At 64.8% G+C, this 20,832-nt stretch carries 18 protein-coding genes; 8 read left to right on the plus strand and 10 right to left on the minus strand.

From position 1 onward, the window contains the following. Positions 1 to 55 precede the first annotated feature (55 nt). On the plus strand, positions 56 to 1,066 hold the full coding sequence (gene hemB, locus BM046_RS09310) for a porphobilinogen synthase (RefSeq protein WP_090538828.1): 1,011 nt from the start codon (positions 56 to 58) through the stop codon (positions 1,064 to 1,066). Positions 1,067 to 1,214: 148 nt separating this feature from the next. Continuing rightward, positions 1,215 to 3,410: a polyphosphate kinase 1 gene (ppk1, locus tag BM046_RS09315; protein ID WP_090538829.1), complete on the plus strand. Its 2,196-nt coding sequence runs from the start codon at positions 1,215 to 1,217 to the stop codon at positions 3,408 to 3,410. On the opposite strand, the gene ppx is transcribed toward ppk1, so the two are convergent. Further along, complete coding sequence (gene ppx, locus BM046_RS09320) at positions 3,389 to 4,894, minus strand: exopolyphosphatase (protein ID WP_090538830.1); 1,506 nt, start codon at positions 4,892 to 4,894, stop codon at positions 3,389 to 3,391. The genes ppk1 and ppx overlap by 22 nt on opposite strands. 171 nt (positions 4,895 to 5,065) lie before the next feature. On the opposite strand from ppx, the gene trxA reads away from it, so the two are divergent. The 4 genes from trxA (at position 5,066) to BM046_RS09340 (ending at position 9,484) form a co-directional block, all read left to right on the plus strand. Beyond that, on the plus strand, positions 5,066 to 5,392 hold the full coding sequence (gene trxA, locus BM046_RS09325) for a thioredoxin TrxA (protein WP_090538831.1): 327 nt from the start codon (positions 5,066 to 5,068) through the stop codon (positions 5,390 to 5,392). 210 nt (positions 5,393 to 5,602) lie between these two features. Beyond that, entirely contained in the window at positions 5,603 to 6,868 is a 1,266-nt protein-coding gene (gene rho, locus BM046_RS09330; protein ID WP_090538832.1) for a transcription termination factor Rho, read from the plus strand. 175 nt (positions 6,869 to 7,043) lie between these two features. Continuing rightward, positions 7,044 to 8,510, plus strand: a complete 1,467-nt coding sequence (gene ubiD / locus BM046_RS09335; protein ID WP_090538833.1) for a 4-hydroxy-3-polyprenylbenzoate decarboxylase — start codon at positions 7,044 to 7,046, stop codon at positions 8,508 to 8,510. Continuing rightward, entirely contained in the window at positions 8,510 to 9,484 is a 975-nt protein-coding gene (locus BM046_RS09340; protein ID WP_090538834.1) for a 2Fe-2S iron-sulfur cluster-binding protein, read from the plus strand. Before ubiD ends, BM046_RS09340 begins: the two co-directional genes overlap by 1 nt. A 54-nt stretch (positions 9,485 to 9,538) precedes the next feature. Here BM046_RS09340 and BM046_RS09345 read toward each other — a convergent pair whose 3' ends face one another. The 6 genes from BM046_RS09345 to BM046_RS09370 form a co-directional block, all read right to left on the minus strand. Then, positions 9,539 to 10,774 (minus strand): heme biosynthesis HemY N-terminal domain-containing protein, encoded by a 1,236-nt coding sequence (locus BM046_RS09345; RefSeq protein WP_090538835.1) that lies wholly within the window; start codon positions 10,772 to 10,774, stop codon positions 9,539 to 9,541. Next, on the minus strand, positions 10,767 to 11,957 hold the full coding sequence (locus tag BM046_RS09350) for a uroporphyrinogen-III C-methyltransferase (protein ID WP_090538836.1): 1,191 nt from the start codon (positions 11,955 to 11,957) through the stop codon (positions 10,767 to 10,769). Before BM046_RS09350 ends, BM046_RS09345 begins: the two co-directional genes overlap by 8 nt. 10 nt (positions 11,958 to 11,967) lie before the next feature. Next, positions 11,968 to 12,723 carry a uroporphyrinogen-III synthase gene (locus BM046_RS09355; protein WP_090538837.1) on the minus strand — a complete coding sequence of 252 codons (756 nt, stop codon included), beginning with the start codon at positions 12,721 to 12,723 and terminating at the stop codon, positions 11,968 to 11,970. After that, the gene (hemC, locus tag BM046_RS09360) at positions 12,720 to 13,658 is read right to left on the minus strand and encodes a hydroxymethylbilane synthase (protein WP_090538838.1); all 939 of its coding nucleotides are present in this window, start codon (positions 13,656 to 13,658) and stop codon (positions 12,720 to 12,722) included. The genes BM046_RS09355 and hemC overlap by 4 nt, the downstream gene beginning before the upstream one ends. A gap of 116 nt (positions 13,659 to 13,774) precedes the next feature. Then, a complete protein-coding gene (locus BM046_RS09365; RefSeq protein WP_090538839.1) occupies positions 13,775 to 14,524 on the minus strand; it encodes a LytR/AlgR family response regulator transcription factor in 750 nt (249 codons plus the stop codon). 21 nt (positions 14,525 to 14,545) lie between these two features. Continuing rightward, on the minus strand, positions 14,546 to 15,607 hold the full coding sequence (locus tag BM046_RS09370; protein ID WP_090538840.1) for a sensor histidine kinase: 1,062 nt from the start codon (positions 15,605 to 15,607) through the stop codon (positions 14,546 to 14,548). Positions 15,608 to 15,700: 93 nt separating this feature from the next. Here BM046_RS09370 and argH point away from each other — a divergent pair, with 93 nt between their 5' ends. Next, a complete protein-coding gene (argH, locus tag BM046_RS09375) occupies positions 15,701 to 17,095 on the plus strand; it encodes an argininosuccinate lyase (RefSeq protein ID WP_090538961.1) in 1,395 nt (464 codons plus the stop codon). A 2-nt stretch (positions 17,096 to 17,097) separates the two neighbouring features. Then, entirely contained in the window at positions 17,098 to 17,313 is a 216-nt protein-coding gene (locus tag BM046_RS09380; RefSeq protein ID WP_090538841.1) for a hypothetical protein, read from the plus strand. Here the strand turns inward: BM046_RS09380 and BM046_RS09385 are convergent. The 3 genes from BM046_RS09385 to aguB all read right to left on the minus strand — a co-directional run bounded on the left by BM046_RS09385 (position 17,259) and on the right by aguB (position 20,703). After that, the gene (locus BM046_RS09385) at positions 17,259 to 18,611 is read right to left on the minus strand and encodes a hypothetical protein (RefSeq protein WP_090538842.1); all 1,353 of its coding nucleotides are present in this window, start codon (positions 18,609 to 18,611) and stop codon (positions 17,259 to 17,261) included. The genes BM046_RS09380 and BM046_RS09385 overlap by 55 nt on opposite strands. Positions 18,612 to 18,723: 112 nt before the next feature. Next, positions 18,724 to 19,821: an agmatine deiminase gene (gene aguA, locus BM046_RS09390; RefSeq protein ID WP_090538843.1), complete on the minus strand. Its 1,098-nt coding sequence runs from the start codon at positions 19,819 to 19,821 to the stop codon at positions 18,724 to 18,726. A 3-nt stretch (positions 19,822 to 19,824) separates the two neighbouring features. Then, on the minus strand, positions 19,825 to 20,703 hold the full coding sequence (gene aguB / locus BM046_RS09395; RefSeq protein WP_090538844.1) for an N-carbamoylputrescine amidase: 879 nt from the start codon (positions 20,701 to 20,703) through the stop codon (positions 19,825 to 19,827). Positions 20,704 to 20,832: the final 129 nt, after the last annotated feature.

The following is a 20,832-nucleotide window of genomic DNA, read 5'->3' on the forward strand; positions in this document are numbered from 1 at the left end:
GCCGCCTTCCGTTCTGCCCACTGTCTTCGGTGCTGCACGCACCCAGGGAGTCGAAGTGACCTTTCAGCCAGCCCCCCGCCCGTTCCCCCTGTCCCGCATGCGCCGTTCGCGCAAGGACGACTTCTCCCGCCGCCTGATGCGCGAGACCCGCCTGACCACGGACGATCTGATCTATCCGGTGTTCGTGCTGGAGGGAACCGGCCAGCGCGAGCCGGTGGCCTCCATGCCCGGTATCGAGCGGCTGTCGATCGACATGCTGCTGGAGGAAGCCAGGGAACTGGTAGAGCTGGGGATCCCCGCGGTGGCGCTGTTCCCGGTGACCCCGGCCGAGGCCAAATCGCTGGATGCCGCCGAAGCCTGGAACCCCGAAGGCCTGGCGCAGCGCGCCACCCGGGCGCTCAAGCAGCACTTCCCGCAGCTGGGGGTGATCACCGATGTGGCACTGGACCCCTTCACCACCCACGGTCAGGACGGCATCATCGACGAGCAGGGATACGTGCTGAACGACGTCACCGTCGAGGCGCTGGTGCGCCAGGCGCTGTCCCATGCCGAGGCCGGTGCCGACATAGTCGCGCCGTCGGACATGATGGACGGCCGCATCCTGGCCATCCGCGAGGCACTGGAGGATGCCGGCTACATCAATACCCGCATCCTGGCCTACTCCGCCAAGTACGCCAGCGCCTACTACGGTCCGTTCCGTGATGCGGTCGGTTCCGCCGCCAACCTCGGCAAGGCGGACAAGGCCACCTATCAGATGGACCCGGCCAACAGCGACGAAGCCCTGCACGAGGTCGCCATGGACCTGGCCGAGGGCGCCGACATGGTCATGGTCAAGCCCGGCATGCCCTATCTGGATATCGTCCAGCGGGTCAAGGAACACCACAAGGTGCCGACCTTCGTCTATCAGGTCAGTGGCGAGTACGCCATGCACCAGGCGGCCATTGCCAACGGCTGGCTGAGCGAGGCAGTGATCATGGAATCGCTCACCGTGATCAAGCGCGCCGGCGCCGATGCCATCCTCACCTACTACGCCAAGCACGCCGCCCGCCAGCTGCGCGGCCTCTGACTCGGCAACGGGGCGGCCTCGGCTGCCCCGTCCTCCGCACACTGCCCTCCCCTACGCTTGCTGCTGCATTTCCGTCATACTGCCGGAGTATAACAGGACCTTGCCGGCCCCCTGTGGCCGGATCAACAGGCAGACTCCAGAGGACATTATGCGGGATCCAGACAACGAGCCGGAGCTGGCTCAGGACACCATCCAATCCACCCCCGCTGATGTCGGGCGCAACGAGAACGACGCGCCGGCATCACCCGTCGAACCCGTACTCTCGCTGGATTCCCCGGAACTCTACATCCACCGGGAGCTGTCCCAGCTGCAGTTCAATATCCGGGTGCTGGAACAGGCGCTGGACGAGTCCTACCCGCTGCTGGAACGCCTGAAGTTCCTGTTGATCTTCTCCAGCAACCTGGACGAGTTCTTCGAAATCCGCGTGGCCGGACTCAAGGAGCAGATCGCCTTCGCCCGTGAGCAGACCGGCCCGGATGGCCTGCAGCCGCATCAGGTACTGGCCAAGATCAGCGAAATAGCGCATCAGCAGGTGGCCCGCCAGTACAGCATTCTCAATGACGTACTGCTGCCCGAACTGGCCCGGCAGAAGATCCGCTTTCTGCGCCGTCGCCAGTGGACCTACAAGCAGACCCTGTGGGTGCGCCGTTTCTTCCGCAACGAGATTGCGCCCATCATCAGCCCCATCGGCCTGGATCCGACTCACCCCTTCCCGCTGCTGGTGAACAAGAGCCTGAACTTCATCGTCGAGCTCGAGGGGGTCGACGCCTTCGGCCGGGACAGCGGTCTGGCGATCATTCCCGCTCCGCGCTCACTGCCACGGCTGATCCGCGTGCCGGACGAACTCTGCGATGGCGGCGACAACTTCGTGTTCCTCTCGTCGATGATCCACGCCCATGCCGGCGATCTGTTCCCGGGCATGCAGGTGCGCGGCTGCTACCAGTTCCGCCTGACCCGCAACGCCGACCTGGAGGTCGACCCCGATGAGGCCGACGATCTGGCCCGGGTGCTGCGTGGCCAGCTGCTGTCGCGCCGCTACGGTGATGCGGTACGCCTGGAGGTGGCGGACAACTGCCCGAAGAAGCTGTCGGATTTCCTGCTCAAGCAGTTCGGCCTCGGCGAATCGGAGCTGTATGAGGTCAACGGCCCGGTCAACCTGACCCGACTGTTCTCCATCACCACCATGGATAACCATCCGGAACTCCAGTTCCCGCCGTTCACCCCGGGCATCCCCAAGCCCCTGACCAATGCGGACAACCTGTTCCAGGCCGTGCGCAAGCAGGACATCCTGCTGCTGCACCCCTACGAGTCCTTCAGCCCGGTGGTGGACATGCTGCGCCAGGCGGCACAGGACCCCGGCGTGCTGGCGATCAAGCAGACCCTGTACCGCACCGGGGCCAACTCGGAGATCGTCAACGCGCTGGTCGACGCCGCGCGCAACGGCAAGGAAGTGACCGTGGTGATCGAGCTGCGGGCGCGCTTCGACGAGGAGTCCAACCTGCAGCTGGCCAGCCGACTGCAGCAGGCCGGCGCCGTGGTCATCTACGGGGTGGTGGGTTTCAAGACCCACGCCAAGATGATGCTGATCCTGCGCCGCGAAGGCGAGGAACTGCGCCGTTATGCCCATCTGGGCACTGGCAACTATCACGCCGGCAACGCCCGCCTGTATACCGACTACAGCCTGCTCACTTCAGACCTGGCCATCACCGAGGACGTGCACAAGCTGTTCAACCAGCTGATCGGCATGGGCAAGGCCCAGCGCATGAAGAAGCTGCTGCAGGCCCCCTTCACCCTCAAGCGCAAACTGCTCGAGCTGATCAACCGCGAAACCCTGGCGGCCCAGGCCGGCAAGCCGGCGCACATCATCGCCAAGGCCAACTCACTGACCGACGTCAAGGTGATCAAGGCACTGTACAAGGCGTCGCAGGCGGGCGTGAAGGTGGATCTCATCATTCGCGGGATGTGCTGCCTGCGCCCCGGCATCCCCGGGGTGTCGCACAACATCACGGTACGCTCGGTGATCGGCCGTTTCCTCGAGCACAGTCGGGTCTACTACTTTCTCAGCGAGGGTCAGGAGCAGATCTGGCTGTCCAGCGCCGACATGATGGAGCGCAACCTCGACAAGCGGGTCGAGACCTGTTTCCCGCTGGAGGGCAAGAAGCTGGTCAGCCGCGCCAAACAGGAACTGCTGGTCCATCTCAACGACAACACCCAGGCCTGGCTTCTGCAGTCCGACGGCAGCTATGTGCGCTGTACCCCGACCGGCAACCAGAACCCGCGCAGCGCCCAGCTCACCCTACTGGAGAAGCTGGCCAGCTCGCCTCAGCGTACCGTCAGCCTGTAGCCGATCTTCGCCCAGTAGCCGGCTTCCTGCTCGAAGTCGGCCTGGGTCAGCGGGTTATCCTCCAGCCAGCCCGGCGGGAAGGTCAGGGTCAGCCCGTGGTCGTCGGCTTCGGCCTCCAGCTCCGGCATCTGCTGGTAGCCGCGGATGTGATGGTAGAGGATGGCCAGACGCAGCAGCATGCACAGCCGGCGCAGGGCCGGCCCATCCTCGCCCACCTCGGCCACCCGCTCTTCACTGGGCAGGTTGCGCCTGTGGCCACGCACCAGCAGGGCGATGGACTGCTGCTCCTGACGGGAGAAGCCCGCCAGATCGGCGTGTTCGATCAGATAGGCGCCGTGCTTGTGATAATGGTGATGGGCCACATCCAGACCCACCTCGTGGACCCGGGCCGCCCAGCGCAGGAGACGGGCATGCTTGGCGTCGGTCAGCCCCCAGGCGGGCGCCACCCGCTCGAGCAGGCTCACGGCCTTGCTCTCGACCCGGGCAGCCTGCTCCTGATCCACGTGACTGCGCTCGGCCAGTGCGTTCAGGGAGCGCTCGCGCACATCCTCATGATGATGACGTCCCAGCAGCTCGTACAACACCCCTTCACGCAGCGCCCCCTCCGAGTGGACCATGGTCTGCACGTCCAGAGCGTCGAACAGGGCCTCGAGGATAGCCAGCCCGGACGGCAGGATGCCCCGACGCTCCGCCTTGAGTCCTTCCAGGTTCAGCCGATCCACATGGCCGGCCTTGAGGATCTTGCGCTTGAGCCACTGCAGCCCCTCGCGGGTGACCTCGCCGTTGCTCAGTCCGGCGCCACGGATGCACTGGCCGACTGTGCGGATGGTACCCGATGCGCCGACCGCCTCCTGCCAGCCAAGCCGTTGAATGCCCTGCTCGATCGGCATCAGCTCAAGACGTGCCGCGGTGTAGGCCTGCCGGCAGGCACGCTCGGTGATCCTGCCGTCGGCAAAGAATCGGCGGGCGAAGGATATGCAGCCCATCGGCAGGCTTTCACGCAACAGGAATTCGAAACGTTCGCCGACGATGAACTCGGTGCTGCCGCCACCGATGTCGACGACCAGGCGCTTGCCTCGATCATCGGCCAGAGTGTAGGCCACGCCCAGATAGATGAGTCGCGCTTCCTCGCGCCCGGATATCACGTCCACCCGGTGGCCGACGATCTCCTTGACCTGTCGGACGAAGTCCGCACGATTGCGCGCCACCCGCAGGGTGTTGGTAGCCACGATGCGTACAGCGCTCGGGGGCAGCCCGTTGATCAGTTGGGCAAAGCGCCGCAGGCAGTCCAGCCCGCGCTGCATGGCCTCCTCGGAGAGGTTGTCGTGCTCGTCCAGACCATTGGCCAGCTGCACCTTCTCACCCAGCCGCTCCAGAATCCGGATCTCTCCATGATCCACCCGGGCCAGCACCATATGGAAGCTGTTGGAGCCCAGATCTATGGTCGCCACCAGTGGCATATCCGCCTGTTCTATCTGCGCCATGCGCTTGTCCCCTGTTCGGCATCGGGGAATTCTACCCATTAAGCACGCTGGGTGTCCGCCCCATGCGACAAACTGGGCTCGTCGCCAATTCCCGTGGCGCGTTTCACAGTTGCCCGAGGGGATGCTATCATCCGTGCAATCCGCGACCGCGAACCTTTTCTGGAGATACTCATGAGTGATTTGATCGTGCACGTGACCGATAGCAGCTTCGAGTCTGAAGTGCTGAAGGCCGACGGCCCTGTTCTGGTCGATTACTGGGCCGAATGGTGTGGCCCGTGCAAGATGATTGCCCCGGTTCTGGACGATATCGCCCGCGACTACCAAGGCAAGCTGAAGATCTGCAAGCTGAACATCGACGAGAATACCGACACTCCGCCCAAGTACGGCGTCCGTGGTATCCCCACGCTGATGCTGTTCAAGGACGGCAATGTTGAAGCGACCAAGGTCGGCGCCCTGTCCAAGTCCCAGCTGGCAGCCTTCCTCGACAGCAATATCTGATTCACCCGCCGCTCTCCGGTCATCCGGAGAGCGGTTTTGTTGGCCACAGATGTAGACGGCGCCCGCGTGCGGTGCTAGATTTGCGTTCCAACTCCCTGTCGCACCCTGCGGCAATTGGCTTCCCTACTTGCCAGATCACTGCCCCAACACCCACTTGGCGGCTATTACGAACCCATCCTGCCGATAGACATCTCACTACTCACCGAACCTATGAATCTGACAGAACTCAAGCAAAAACCCATAACTGAACTTCTCGAACTCGCCGAGCAGATGGCCCTGGAAAACATGGGGCGTTCGCGCAAGCAGGATGTGATCTTTGCCATTCTGAAGAAGCATGCCAAAGGCGGTGAAGACATTCACGGCGATGGCGTCCTGGAGATTCTGCAGGATGGTTTCGGTTTTCTGCGCTCGGCCGACTCGTCCTATCTGGCAGGCCCCGACGATATCTACGTTTCCCCCAGCCAGATCCGCCGCTTCAACCTGCGCACCGGCGATACCATCTCCGGCAAGATCCGGCCACCGAAGGATGGGGAACGCTACTTTGCCCTGCTGAAGGTCGATTCGATCAACTTCGACCGCCCCGAGAACACCAAGAACAAGATCCTCTTCGAAAACCTCACCCCGCTGTTCCCCGACGAGCGCCTGGTGATGGAAGCCGGCAACGGCTCCACCGAGGATCTGACCGCACGCATCATCGACCTGTGTGCCCCCATCGGCAAGGGCCAGCGCGGCCTGCTGGTGGCACCGCCCAAGGCCGGCAAGACCCTGATGCTGCAGAACGTCGCCTCCAACATTGCCCGCAACAACCCCGAATGCCACCTGATTGTCCTGCTGATCGATGAACGCCCCGAAGAAGTGACCGAGATGCAGCGCACCGTGCGCGGCGAAGTGGTCGCCTCGACCTTCGACGAGCCGCCGGCCCGCCACGTGCAGGTAGCCGAGATGGTGATCGAGAAGGCCAAGCGCCTGGTCGAACACAAGAAGGACGTGGTCATCCTGCTCGACTCCATCACCCGTCTGGCCCGTGCCTACAACACCGTGATCCCCAGCTCCGGCAAGGTGCTGACCGGTGGTGTCGACGCCCACGCCCTGGAGAAGCCCAAGCGTTTCTTCGGTGCTGCGCGTAACATCGAGGAAGGCGGCAGCCTGACCATCATCGCCACCGCGCTGGTCGATACCGGCTCGAAGATGGACGAAGTGATCTACGAGGAATTCAAGGGCACCGGCAACATGGAGATCCACCTGGATCGCAAGATTGCCGAGAAGCGCGTATTCCCGGCGATCAACATCAACCGCTCCGGCACCCGTCGTGAAGAGCTGCTGACCAGCGAGGATGAGCTGCAGCGCATGTGGATCCTGCGCAAGATCCTGCACTCCATGGACGAGATCGCCGCCATCGAATTTCTGCTGGATCGTCTGAAGGACACCAAGACCAACGACGAATTCTTCCAGTCGATGAAGCGCGCCAAGAACTGACCCCCAGCCGGAAGCGGCAAGCTGCAAGCTGCAGGCAGTTCGATACTGCTTGCAGCTTATGGCGATCAGACTGTCCTGCGGGGCAAGCCGCTGTCGGCACCGCTTCTGACCAGACATTCGAGCTGCGGCATTCCTCCGATTGCTTACAGCTTGCTGCTTGAGGCTTGAAGCTCAGATGCAATATTCCGATCTTCGCGATTTCATCAAGGGACTGGAACAGCGCGGTGAACTCAAGCGCCTCCAGACCCCCGTCTCCCCCGTGCTGGAAATGACCGAAGTCTGCGACCGCACCCTGCGCCGGGGCGGCCCGGCACTGCTGTTCGAGAACCCCACCGGATACGACATGCCGGTGCTGGGCAACCTGTTCGGCACCCCTGAGCGGGTCGCCATGGGCATGGGTGCCGAGAGCGTCAGTGAGCTGCGCGAGATCGGCAGACTGTTGGCCTACCTCAAGGAACCCGACCCGCCGAAGGGGCTCAAGGACGCCTGGTCCAAGCTGCCGCTGGTGAAGAAGGTGATCTCCATGGCGCCGAAGGTGGTGCGCGATGCGCCCTGCCAGGCCACCGTCATCGAGGGCGACGATGTTGACCTGTCGCGCATCCCGGTACAGACCTGCTGGCCCGGCGATGCCGGCCCGCTGATTACCTGGGGGCTGGTGATCACCCGTGGGCCGAACAAGGATCGCCAGAATCTGGGTATCTATCGCCAGCAGGTGATCGGCCGCAACAAGGTGATCATGCGCTGGCTCAGCCACCGCGGCGGCGCCCTGGACTTCCGTGAGTGGTGCGAGAAGCACCCAGGCGAGCCCTTCCCGGTTGCCGTGGCGCTGGGCGCCGACCCGGCCACGATCCTGGGAGCCGTTACCCCGGTACCTGACACCCTGTCCGAATACGCCTTTGCCGGGCTGCTGCGCGGCCAGCGCACCGAACTGGTGAAGTGCCGTGGTTCCGAGCTGCAGGTGCCGGCCAGTGCCGAGATAGTGCTGGAGGGGGTGATCCACCCGGGCGAGATGGCCGATGAGGGCCCCTTCGGGGATCACACCGGCTACTACAACGAGGTCGACCGCTTTCCGGTATTCACCATCGAGCGCATTACCCAGCGGGAAAAACCCATCTACCACAGCACCTACACCGGCCGTCCGCCGGATGAACCGGCGGTGCTGGGCGTGGCCCTGAACGAAGTGTTCGTGCCCATCCTGCAGAAGCAGTTCCCGGAAATCACCGACTTCTATCTGCCCCCGGAGGGCTGCTCCTACCGCATGGCCGTGGTGTCGATGAAGAAGCAGTACCCGGGCCATGCCAAGCGCGTGATGCTGGGGGTGTGGAGCTTCCTGCGCCAGTTCATGTACACCAAGTTCGTCATCGTGGTCGACGACGACATCAACACCCGGGACTGGAATGACGTCATCTGGGCCATCACCACGCGCATGGACCCCAAGCGCGATACCGTGATGATCGACAACACACCGATCGACTATCTGGACTTTGCCTCGCCGGTTTCCGGTCTGGGCAGCAAGATGGGCCTGGATGCGACCAACAAGTGGCCGGGCGAAACCAGCCGCGAGTGGGGTACCGCCATCACTCAGGACCCGGCGGTGCAGCAGCGCATCGACGCCATCTGGTCCGAGCTGGGAATCGACTGATGAAGGTAACCCTGCAGCCTTCCGGGCATATCATCGAGCTGTTGCCCGGCGAGCGCATCATCGATGCGGTGCGACGCCTGGGTTACGACGCGCCCCAGAGCTGTCGCAACGGCAACTGCCATATCTGTGCAGCCAACCTGATCAGCGGCCGGGTGCTGCAACATGGCACCGAACGCAGTCGCGGCGAGCTGTTTACCTGTATCGCCGAACCGCTGGAGGATTGCGAGGTGGAATGGCAGGGGGTACTGGCCCCGGATGAGCTGCCGCTGCGCCAGCTGGCCTGCCAGGTGATCGACATCGAGGACGTCGGCGGCGACGTCTGCCGGGTGCTGCTGCGTACCCCCGCCGGCAAGCCCCTGCGTTACCACGCCGGCCAGTACCTGCTGCTGGAGCGGCCGGACGGCGAGCTGTCGGCCTTCTCCATCGCTTCGGCGCCCCATGAGGAGCGCCTGCTGGAGCTGCATATCCTGACCCGGGAGCCGAGCACCCGGGAGCTGGTGGAGCATTTGCGCACCCAGCGCCTGGCCCGGGTGCGTGCGCCACTGGGCGACTGCTGCCTGCCCCGCGTGCCGGAGCGACCGCTGGTAATGATTGCCGCCGGCACCGGGCTGGCGCAGATGCAGAGCATGGCGCAATTCTGCCTGCACCAGGGCTTCAGCCTGCCCCTGCACCTGTACTGGGGCGTACGCCACCCCGATGATTTCTACCGGGCGCCGCACTGGCAGCAGTGGCAGCAGGAGCCTCAGGTCTATCTGCATCAGGTGGTCAGCGATACGCCGGAATGGGAAGGACGTCAGGGTATGCTCTGCGAAGCGGTCTGCGAGGACCTGACCAGTCTGGCGGACTACGAAATCTACCTGTGCGGCTCACCACCCATGGTCTACGCCACCCTGGACGCGCTGCTGGCAGCAGGCGCGGTGCAGGAGCAGGTCCACTCCGACGTCTTCGCCTACGCGCCGCGGGACGGGGTGTAGGCCGCCGGCGCGCCTGCCCCCCAGGACAGCCGGCGAGCTGACGCTCGCCCGCTCTCAGTGCCTGCGCGGCTGCGGCAGCTCCGGCAGGTCGTTGACCATCAGACCAAAGCCCTGGCGCAGCACCTTCTGCGCCGCCGCCTGCTCATCCATGTGCTCCAGCAGCCGCACCAGCTCGGCGCAGGTCTGGATATCCCGCCGGTTGGCGTAGCTCGCCTCCAGATACTCCCGGGCCTTGCCCCACAGCTCGTTGCGCAGCGACAGGCGCCCCAGGGCCAGCAGCAGGGTAGCGTCGTGGGGATGGCCGTCCAGCCAGCGTTCTGCAGTCGCCAGCTGGCGTGCCGGGTCGGAACCACGGACCAGTCCGTAGATGTGCACCAGCCGATCATTGAAGGCATGTCCAAGCGCCTCGCGCAGGACCTTCTCCGCGTGGGATTCGGCCCCTGCGGCGCGCAGTTGCAGCGCGTAGGTCTCCACCAGGGCGGGGTCCTGCCTGAGCTGTCTGGGCACTCGCTCCCAGGTGCCGGTCACCGGATTGGCCGCGCCCGGCTCCACCCCCTGGGCGCGTTGCCCCGCCTGCACCAGCAGGGCGCCGTAGACCCGGCGTTCCAGCTCGAGCTGTTCGGTTTCCGTGTGCAGATGGTGGCGGCGCAGCTCCGGCAGCAGTTGCTCGAGTCGCTCCCAGTCCTCCAGCCGCAGGTAGAGCTGGCCCATGAGCTTGAGCGCATAGAGATGCCGGGGATGTTCCTTGCGTACCCGGGTCAGGGTGGCCAGGGCCTGTTCCAGCTGGCCGCGGGAGATCTGCAGCTGGGCCTGAGTCACGGCAATGGCGACATCCGCATCCGGGGTGGTTTCATAGGCTTCGCGCAACAGGTCGTCGGACTCGCGGTACTCTCCCTGCTCATGGGCGGCGCGGGCGGCGGCCAGGTAGTTGATCAGCGGCTGCTCGACATGGGGCGCCGCACGGCGCAGCAGGCGCTGGGCATTGGCCCAGTGCCCCTCGGCGAACTCCAGCAGGCCCCGGGTGGTGACCTGGCTGGCGCGGCGGGCGCGATTGCGCCGGGACCAGGGATTGACCCGGCGGCTGGAGGCGTTGATCAGGCGCACCACGGCGCGCAGCAGGGCAACCAGCAACCACAGCGCCAGCAGGAAGGCCAGACCGACCCAGATGCTGGTTTCCACCGACACGTTGCGCCAGGCAATCAGCAGGTAACCGGGGTCTTCGGCCACCGCCATGCCGAGCAGGGCGGCGATCAGCAGAACCATCAGTACCGCGATATAGCTCTTACTCATCGCTGCTTTCCCCCGTGCTCGCCGCAGGGGCTCGGTGCTGGCGACTCTGGATGTAGGCCGTCAGGCTCTGCTGCAGCGGCGCCAGGTCCGGCGGGACCAGGGTCACGCGCTCGCCGGCGAGCTGGTTCAGCCGATTGCGCATGGCCTGAACCTGGGGATTGTCCATCTCGAAGAACTGCTCGAGCATGTCGGCGGCCCGCTCGATGCTCACCCGGTACACCTCACCCTCGCTGCGCAATACCGCCCACTGGGCCTGCTCCAGGGTCAGCTGCAGAGTGCGGCGCACCCGCTGCATCTCCGCCTCGTCGAGCAGGGGCGTGATCACCTTGCCGCGCTGGAAGTCGACCCGCACATAGCGCTCCAGACGCATCAGCATGCGTTCGCCGCGGGTGCGTCGGGCCAGCCTGTCCTCGAACTCCTCCTCCGGGGTGACCTCGTCAGGATCGAATACCGGCACCGGCAGGGCGACCAGATCAGCCACCTGGCCGTGCAGCGCAGCCAGTTTCAGGTAGATACCGGCACGGTCGACCACGGGCAGCGCATCCAGCTGGGCCTGATAGCGCGCCAGCTGCTCGCGCACGGCAAAGACGCCACTGTCGGGCTGCTCCTGCAGGATACCGTCCACCGCCTCCAGCAGCTCCCGGGCCGAGCGTACGTCCTGGGCCGCCAGCAGACGCAGAGAGGCCAGGCGCAGCAGGTACTCGGCCTCGGCCAGCTTCCAGTCTGCCCGGGCGTCGCCTTGCAGATCCGCCAGCCGCTGGCCCAGGGCCTGCTGACTGCGCTGCAGGTCGGCGATCAGCCGCTGCTCCTGCTGCCACTGATCGGCCGAGGGCAGCCCATCGAGACGTTGTCCCAGGGTGTTCTGGTTCTGGCGCTGGGCATTGGCCAGCTCGGTGATGCGGTTTTCCAGCTGGCTGAGTGTGCTCTGTCCGGCGCCGGCCTGCTGCTGACCCTGGTACCACTGCCAGCCCGACAGCCCCAGCGCAGCGACGGCAACTACCAGCGCCAGCAGGGCCGGTCCACGGCCACCGCCGGCATTGCGTGGTTTGTTCCGCGTACGGGAGGCGGTGTTCTTGTCCGCTGCGGCAGCTTTGTGCTCCGCGCCCGGGGTCACTGCCGCGCTGGCGGCCGGTGCACTGTCTTCCGGGCTGGTGTTCTGGTTGTTATCGTTTTTCGATTCCACGCTTTTCCCCTTATGGCGTGATTGGGTGCGCGCCTATCGCGGCGAGCACGCTGTCGTCATCGGCACCATCACAGATCACGACGTCGGTGCAGCCCAGCTCTGCGGCAAGCGCCGCCACCCTCGTTCCCGGCACCCAGCAGCGCCAGTGCCGCTGCTGCTCCCAGGCGGCTCCGGCGGCCTGACGCCAGTGCTGCAGCGCCTGACCACTGAGTATGACTATTCCCCGACAATCCCCGGCCAGCGCCGCCAGAGCGTCAGCCAGACCCGGGGGCTGCCCCCGGCGATACAGCTCCAGCAGATCCACCCGGCCACCGGCCTGGCGGATGGTGGAGGACAGGTGCTCACGACCGCCCTGCCCCCGCCAGATCAGTACCCGCAGATCGGGCAGGCTCAGCAGCTCATCCCAGATCGGCAAACGCAACAGCGCTTCGCTGTCCTGGCCGTCGCGGGGGTACTGCACGGACAACCCGTAATCTTCCAGTACCGCAGCTGTACCTGCGCCCACCGCAAACCAGTGCAACCCCACCGGCGGCTGGGGCCAGTACTCATCCAACCGCTGCAGGCCCAGCCGGGCGGCGATGGGGCTGACCGTCATCACCGCATGGTAGCGGTCCAGATCCAGCATCATGCTGCGCTGCTGGGGCGTCTCCTCCAGCAGCTCGATCTGCAGCAGCGGCAGACTGCAGGCCTTCATGCCCAGTTGCTGCAGGCGGCTGCCCAGCCGCCGGTTGTCCTCCTCCGAGCGCGTCAGCAGCACCCGACTCACTGGCCGTCGGCCTCCCGGTACACCGCCTCGAGGATGTCCCGGGCGCCCTGTCGCAGCAGATCCTCGGCCACCGCCACGCCCAGTTGCTCGGGCTCGGCTTCGGGGCCACGGGCTTCCGCGGTCAGCAGCCTGCTGCCGTCTGGCTCACCGACCAGGCCACGCAGCCAGAGCTCTCCGTTGCTGCGCTCGGCGTAACAGGCGATAGGCACCTGACAGCCACCATTGAGGTGGTTGTTCAGCGCCCGCTCGGCGCGCACCCGCAGGGCGCTGTCCAGATCGTTCAGCGGCGCCAGCAGCTGGTGCAGCTCGGTATCATCGGTCCGGCACTCGATGCCTACCGCGCCCTGGCCGCCGGCGGGCAGGCTCAGCTCGGGAGCGATGGCACTGCGGATGCGGTCATCGAAGCCGAGGCGCTTGAGACCGGCAGCGGCGAGAATGATGGCGTCGTATTCGCCAGCATCCAGCTTGGCCAGGCGGGTATTGACGTTGCCACGCAGGAAGCGGATCTGCAGATCCGGGCGGCGGGCCATGAGCTGGGCCTGGCGGCGCAGACTGGAGGTGCCGACCACGCTGCCCGGGGGCAGCGCATCTATGGATTCATGGGTATTGGACACGAAGGCGTCGCGGGGATCCTCGCGTTCGCAGATCACGTAGAGACCGAGGCCTTCGGGAAAGTGCATCGGCACATCCTTCATGGAGTGCACGGCCAGGTCCGCCTCGTTGGCCAGCAGCGCCGCTTCCAGCTCCTTGACGAACAGACCCTTGCCGCCGATCTTGGCCAGGGGCGCGTCGAGCAGCTTGTCACCGCGGCTGACCATGGGTACCAGGCTGACCTGCAGCCCGGGATGCAACTGTTCAAGACGCGCCTTTACATACTCGGCCTGCCACAGGGCCAATGCGCTCTTGCGGGTGGCGATTCGCAGATGTCGACTCATGGGTTTCTCATCCTGTACCAACCGGCATGATACGCCATGCCCCGGTTATCATCCATGCGTCAGTCCGGCCCGGGCCGCGCCACCGGCCGTCGGCGGCAGCCCTCCGGCGGCGGATTCTAGAGCTCCTCCATCAGCCGGCGCAGCCCGGGCACATGGCGGCGGCTGACGGTCAGCGCCTCATCCGCGAGGCCCTTGAGGTACAGGTGGAAATGCCCCATGGAGGTGCGCTGCAGACGGCCGATCCGGTCCCGGGCCACCAACGCATTACGGTGAATGCGCACGAAATGGTCACCGAACTCGTCTTCCAGCGCCTTCAGCGGCTCATCCAGCAGCAGCTCGCCACCGGTGTGACGCAGGGTCACGTACTTGTGGTCGGCGATGAAATAGAGCACATCCTCGATCGGCACCAGCTCCACGCCCTTGCGGGTTCGTGCGCTGATATGGCTGCGCGCCTGCTGGGTCTCGCTGGCAATGCCGGCCTTGCCGAGACTGGCCAGCTGTACCCGGTTGAGTTTCTGGGCCTTGCCCAGGGCACTGGCCAGGTCCTCGCTGCGCACCGGTTTGAGCAGGTAGCCCACAGCGCTGACGTCGAAGGCCTCCAGCGCGTATTCCCCGTGGGCGGTGCAGAAGATCACGGCCGGAGCGTCGGACATCTCGCAGAGGCGGGCGGCAGCCTGAAGACCGTCCATGCCGGGCATGCGGATATCCAGCAGGACAATGTCGGGATGCAGCTTCTCCACCAGCTCAAGCGCCTCCTGGCCTGTGGCTGCCATCTCCGGCAGGACTGTATGGCCGGGCAGCGCTGACACCAGTCTGGCCAGTCGCTCCCGGGCAAGAGGTTCATCATCGGCGATCAGTACTTTCATGCCTGAATGACTTCCTGTGCGTTATGTGGAAGGTTGCTTACAAGGATAGACCAGCCTGCTGAAGTAGCGCGTCCCTTCCTGCCAGGCTTCTACCCGCGCTGAAGCCCCGAACAGAGCCGCCAGGCGGGCGCGGATGTTGTTCAGCGCCATGCAGGCTCCACGGTGCTCGGACTGCTGTGGACAGCTGTTGGACACCAGCAGTTCAACGTGCCCCTCCCGGTAGTGGCCGACCACCTGGATGTCGCCGCCGCTGACGCTGGGCTGCAGCCCGTGGAGGATGGCATTTTCCAGCAGCGGCTGCAGGGTCAGCAGCGGCATGGGCAGGTTCGGCGGCAGTTCGTCCACCTGCCATGTCACCCGCAGGCGATCCCCCAGGCGATACTGCTCGATCCGCAGATACCCCTGGCACAGCCGATACTCATCTGCCCAGGTCGCCACGGCATCGGCCTCGCCGAGATTGGCTCGAAACAGGTCTGCCAGGTCCAGCACGGCGTTCTCGGCCTTGTCCGGCTGGGTGCCGATCAAGCTGACAATGCTGTTCAGACTGTTGAACAGGAAATGTGGGCGGATGCGCGACTGCAACGACTGCAGCCGCGCCTGCAGGGCGGCCTGGTTATGCAGCTGCCACTGCTGCTGCAGGTAGAAATAGCGCAGCAGCAGGCTGGTCATGATCAGGGCGATCAGACCGTGACGCAGCAGCGGATCACTCGGCAGCAAGAAACGTTCGGCCATGCCCTGGTAGAGCACCCATTCGGCGAGGACGGTAAACACCAGAGTCAGCCCCACCACCACCGCGTAGCAGCAGGCGATCGCCAGGCCCAGCGGACGGGCCTGCATCCAGGAGCGCAGTCGGCACAGCAGGCCTGCGGACAGCAGCACTATCCATTGCACGAACAGCGACGCCAGCGCCAGCTGCAGCCAGTCGAACCCCTCGGCTGCCGGCTGCGCGAGCACCCAGACCAGCACCATGAGCTCGGCCAGCACCACCAGGGTGAACACGGCGACGGAGGAGCACAGATCCGGGAGAAAGAAGTCCTCCCCCTCCTGCGGCTTGCTCAGTAATGACCAAAATCCATTCTTCATTGCTGCAGTCTCCGCCAGCCGGGCGCCATCATGCAAGCATGAAGATGCTATGCTATGCGCCTTTTCAGATTACTGCAGCGGACCGACCGACCCATGAGCCAAGATCAGACTACCAACCAATCCTGGGGCGGCCGTTTCAGCGAGCCGGTGGACGCCTTTGTTGCCCGGTTCACTGCTTCGGTCGACTTCGACAAGCGCCTGTACAAGCACGACATCCAGGGCTCCATTGCCCATGCCACCATGCTGGCCAGGGTCGGCGTGCTGAACGATGCCGAGCGCGACAGCATCATCGATGGCCTGCGCGCCATCCAGGGCGAGATCGAGGCCGGCCAGTTCGACTGGCGGGTGGATCTGGAAGACGTGCACATGAACATCGAGGCGCGGCTGACCGAGCGCATCGGCATCACCGGCAAGAAGCTGCACACCGGCCGTTCGCGCAATGATCAGGTGGCCACCGACATCCGCCTGTGGCTGCGCGAGGAGATCGACATCATCGTCGCCGAGCTGGAGCGCCTGCAGCGCGGCCTGCTGGATCAGGCCGAACAGCATGCGGACGTGATCATGCCCGGTTTCACCCACCTGCAGACCGCCCAGCCGGTGACCTTCGGTCATCACCTGCTGGCCTGGTTCGAGATGCTCTGCCGCGACCGCGAGCGTCTGCTCGACTGCCGCAAGCGGGTCAACCGCATGCCGCTGGGCTCGGCGGCGCTGGCCGGTACCACCTACCCCATCGATCGCCAGCTGACCTGTGAGCTGCTGGGCTTCGAGGCGGTATCCGGCAACTCCCTGGACGGCGTGTCCGACCGCGACTTTGCCATCGAATTCTGTGCGGCGGCCTCGCTGGCCATGATGCACCTGTCGCGCTTCTCGGAAGAACTGGTGCTGTGGACCAGCGCCCAGTTCAACTTCATCGAGCTGCCCGACCGCTTCTGCACCGGCTCCTCCATCATGCCGCAGAAGAAGAACCCGGACGTGCCCGAACTGGTGCGCGGCAAGTCCGGCCGGGTATACGGCCACCTGATGGGCCTGCTGACCCTGATGAAGAGCCAGCCGCTGGCCTACAACAAGGACAACCAGGAGGACAAGGAGCCGCTGTTCGACGCCGCCGATACCCTGCGCGACAGTCTGCGCGCCTTCGCCGACATGATTCCGGCGATCCAGCCGCGGGTTGAGGTGATGCGCGAGGCCGCCCGCCGCGGCTTCTCCACCGCCACCGACCTGGCCGACTACCTGGTGCGCAAGGGCCTGCCGTTCCGCGACTGCCACGAAATCGTCGGCCACGCGGTGAAGTACGGCGTGGACAGCGGCAAGGACCTGGCCGAGATGAGTCTGGAGGAGCTGCGCCGCTTCAGTGATCAGATCGAGCAGGATGTGTTCGAGGTGTTGACGCTGGAAGGTTCGGTCAATGCCCGTGACCACATCGGGGGTACCGCTCCTGCACAGGTACGGGCTGCGGTGCAGCGCGGTCGGGAATTGCTGGGCAACTGACCATGAGCCAGCCTGTACAACGCCCCCGTTATCGTGTCAGCGCCGACCGCCGGTCGGCGGTGCGCCGGGTGCGCTATGTGGAAACCAGTCACCCCGAGCGAGGTGACTGCACCCTGTGCCAACTGGATGAGCTGGCACAGGGTGAACATGACCCGGCGGAAAACTACCGCGCCGAACTGACCGACAGCTCGAAGCTGCCGGTACCCTCATCGCCATAGCTGCCACTGGTCAACTGATATTCGCCTGCATCCAGCCACAGCTCCAGCTGTGCGTTGGTGCCGCCGGCGCTGTCGTCATCCTGTTCCTCCAGTCCCTGCCCTTCGAGGCCGAGCATGGCATCGAACTGGGAGGAGCTGAGGGTGACCCGATAATGCCCGGGCTCGCTGATGGTCAGCACGCTGGTGACCGGGCCGCCCGAGGTCAGCCGACCGATGCGGCTTTCACCGGGAGCAATGTTGCCTTCGAGCATCTGCGCCTCGCCGAGTTCGGCCTGCAGGGTGAACATGCCTTCCCCGTTGCTGTAGCTGTTGGCCTTGATCCGGTAGGTACCCGGCTCGACCACGGTGCTGATAAGGGCATCCACACCGCCACCGCTGTCATCGTCACTGACGTTGGTTCCCGGTCCGCTCAGTTCCAGCATGCTGTCCAGATCACCGGAGCGCATGCTCAGGCGCAGCAGTCCGCGCTGCTCCACGGTCAGGGTGTAGGTCTGGGGCTGGCCCATCATCATGCCGGTGTACTCCTCACCCGGCGTCAGCTCGGCGCCATCGGCGAGGTTGACGCCCTCCGGCAGCTCCCAGGCCTTGATGCTGAGGCTGTAGACGCCCTCATCGGTCGAGTCGATGCCGCCCGCGATCAGCTGGTAGCTGCCTTCCTGCAGGGTGGCCAGCAGCCGCGCATCGGTGCCGCCGCCGCTGTCATCATCGGTCTGGTTGACGCCCTTGCCGCGCAGCTTGAGCACGGCGTCGAACTCGCCGGAACGCAGCACTATTTCATACGGCCCGCTCTCGCTCACCTTGAAGGTATAGCGGTTGCCGCCGCTGCTGGTCTTGGGCTGCAGCTGGCCGAGGATGTCCGCCCCGGCTTCCAGCTCGCCGCCATTGACCGCTTCGGCTGTGTTCAGCTCCAGGCGGAAGGGACCGAAATCCCTGGCGCTGCCCGCGCTGATCGCCAGACGGTAGACGCCGTCCTCTTCCGGTTGCAGGAACAGCTGCTCGGTTCGCGGGCCGTCAATCAGCTGATTGTCGCCGGACAACAGGGTGAGCTTCGGCTGCTGCAGACTGCCGCTGCTGGTGACCCGATACAGGGTGCCGCCCTTGAGCTGCAGATCAAAGCTCTGGTTGCGGGAGCCGTCATTGAGATTGACCGGACTCTGGCTGGTCAGCTCACCGGTAAGGGTTGCTGGCATGTCCTTGACCGGGGCGCTGGAAGCAGTAGCACCCGGTTCGTTACAGCCGGACAGGAGAATCGCCACGCCTGCCAGCGGCAGGGCTATCGCACGATGGGTGATGCGCATGAAGAATCCTTTTTTATGCTCGTAAGTAGGGAGGCTTGCCCGGAACACCACAGATCGACGAGCCAGCCGACAGACTATATTACGAATTGTTTCCCTTGCGCAGTGGTCTGTATCACACCGCCGGCTGCTGCTGGGTGATGCAGTGGATATTGCCACCACCGAGCAATATTTCCCGCCCCGGCACCATCACTACGCGCCTGTCGGGGAACAACTGCTCGAGTATCTGGCGGGCACTGTCATCCTGCGGATCATCGAACGCCGGTGCGATGACGCCGCCGTTGACGATCAGGAAGTTCACATAGGAGCCCGCCAGACGAATCTCCGGACTGCGCGGCTGGGTGCCAGGCAACGGCTCTACCCCTGCGCACTCCTCCGCCGTGGCATGAATGGGGCCGGGAAGGGGAATGCGGTGCACGGTCAAGGATCGTCCCCGGGCGTCGGTGGCCTGCTCCAGCACGCTCAAGGCCGCCTGGCAGCGGGCATGGTTGGGGTCCTCCGCATCATCGGTCCACGCCAGCAGCACCTCCCCGGGCTTCACGAAACAGCAGAAGTTGTCCACGTGGCCATCGGTCTCATCGCTGTAGAGGCCCTGGGGCAGCCAGATGATACGCTCCACCCCGAGATGGTCGCAGAGCGTCTGCTCGATCTCGTGCCGCTGCAGGTGCGGGTTGCGGTTGGGATTGAGCAGACATTCCTCAGTAGTGATCAGGGTGCCCTCGCCGTCCACATGGATAGCCCCGCCTTCGAGGACGAAGCCTTCGGTGCGGTAACGCGGGCAACGCTCCATGCTGAGCACCTTGTCGGCTACCTGATCATCCAGATCCCAGGGGGAGTACAGGCCGCCGTCCAGACCACCCCAGGCGTTGAACATCCAGTCCACGCCACGCAGCCCACCCTGGCCGTTGATGACGAAGGTCGGTCCGGTATCCCGAACCCAGGCATCATTGCTGCTGATTTCCACTACCCGGATCGCCGGATGATCCAGCTGCGCACTGGCATTGGCGTACTGCGCGGCCGAGACTCCGACGGTCACCGGCTCGAAGCCGGCGATCGCCCGGGCCACCTCGGCAAAGGCGGCCTGCGCCGGCTTGCCGGCAAGGCGCCAGTTGTCCGGCCGCTCGGGCCAGAGCATCCAGGTCTGACTGTGGGGCGCCCACTCCGCGGGCATGTAGAAACCGTCGGCGCGGGGTGTGCTGTGCAGGGTGTACATGAATCAGGACTCCAGCGAACCATCCAGGGTTTTCAGCGGACCGTACAGGTTCGGCCGGCGATCGCGGAATACGCCCCAGGCAGCGCGAATATGCTCCAGCTGGTCCAGATCGAACTGCTGCACCAGCACCGTCTCGTCGGTGCCGTTGGCCTCCTGGACCTTCTCGCCGAACTGATCGGCGATAAAGGAGGCGCCGTAGAAGGTGATGTCGTAGCCATCCTGCTCCTCCCGCCCTACCCGGTTGCTGGCCACCAGCGGCATCAGGTTGGCCCCAGCGTGGCCCTGCTGCACCCGCTGCCAGTGATCCTTGGAGGTGATGGACGCATCATGCGGCTCGCTGCCGATGGCGGTGGGATAGAAGAGAATCTCCGCACCCTGCAGCGCCATGGCCCGGGCGCACTCGGGGAACCATTGATCCCAGCAGATACCCACCCCAATGGTGGCGAAACGAGTCTTCCACACCTTGAAACCGGTATCGCCGGGGTTGAAGTAGTACTTCTCGTGGTAGCCGGGTCCGTCGGGGATATGGCTCTTGCGATAGACACCCAGATTGCTGCCGTCGGCGTCGATGATGGCGATGCTGTTGAAGCGGGCCCGACCGGCCAGCTCGAAGAAGCTGATCGGCAGCACCACCTGCAGCTCCCTGGCAATTGCCTGGAAATGCTTGATGGCCGGGTTCTCATCCGTAGGCGTCGCCATTTGCAGATATTCAGGATTGGGCTTCTGGCAGAAATACGGCGTCTCGAACAGTTCCTGAATCAGAATGATCTGCGCACCCTGCGCGGCAGCCTGGCGCACCAGCTGTTCAGCCTTGGCAATATTGGCTTGGCGATCCCAGCTGCAGCTCATCTGGGTGGCGGCGACGGTAACGAGACGGGGCATGGCGTTCTCCGGTGAGAGGATTGGTCTGCCAGAGCATAACCCATAGGCACGGCGGGGGAGGAATCTCTGTTGTCTGGAGGCGGCGTCAACCCTGCACAGGTAGCCTTTCTCAGTAATAGATGATGCAAT

The organism is Halopseudomonas formosensis, assembly GCF_900115905.1.
Lineage (GTDB): Bacteria > Pseudomonadota > Gammaproteobacteria > Pseudomonadales > Pseudomonadaceae > Halopseudomonas > Halopseudomonas formosensis.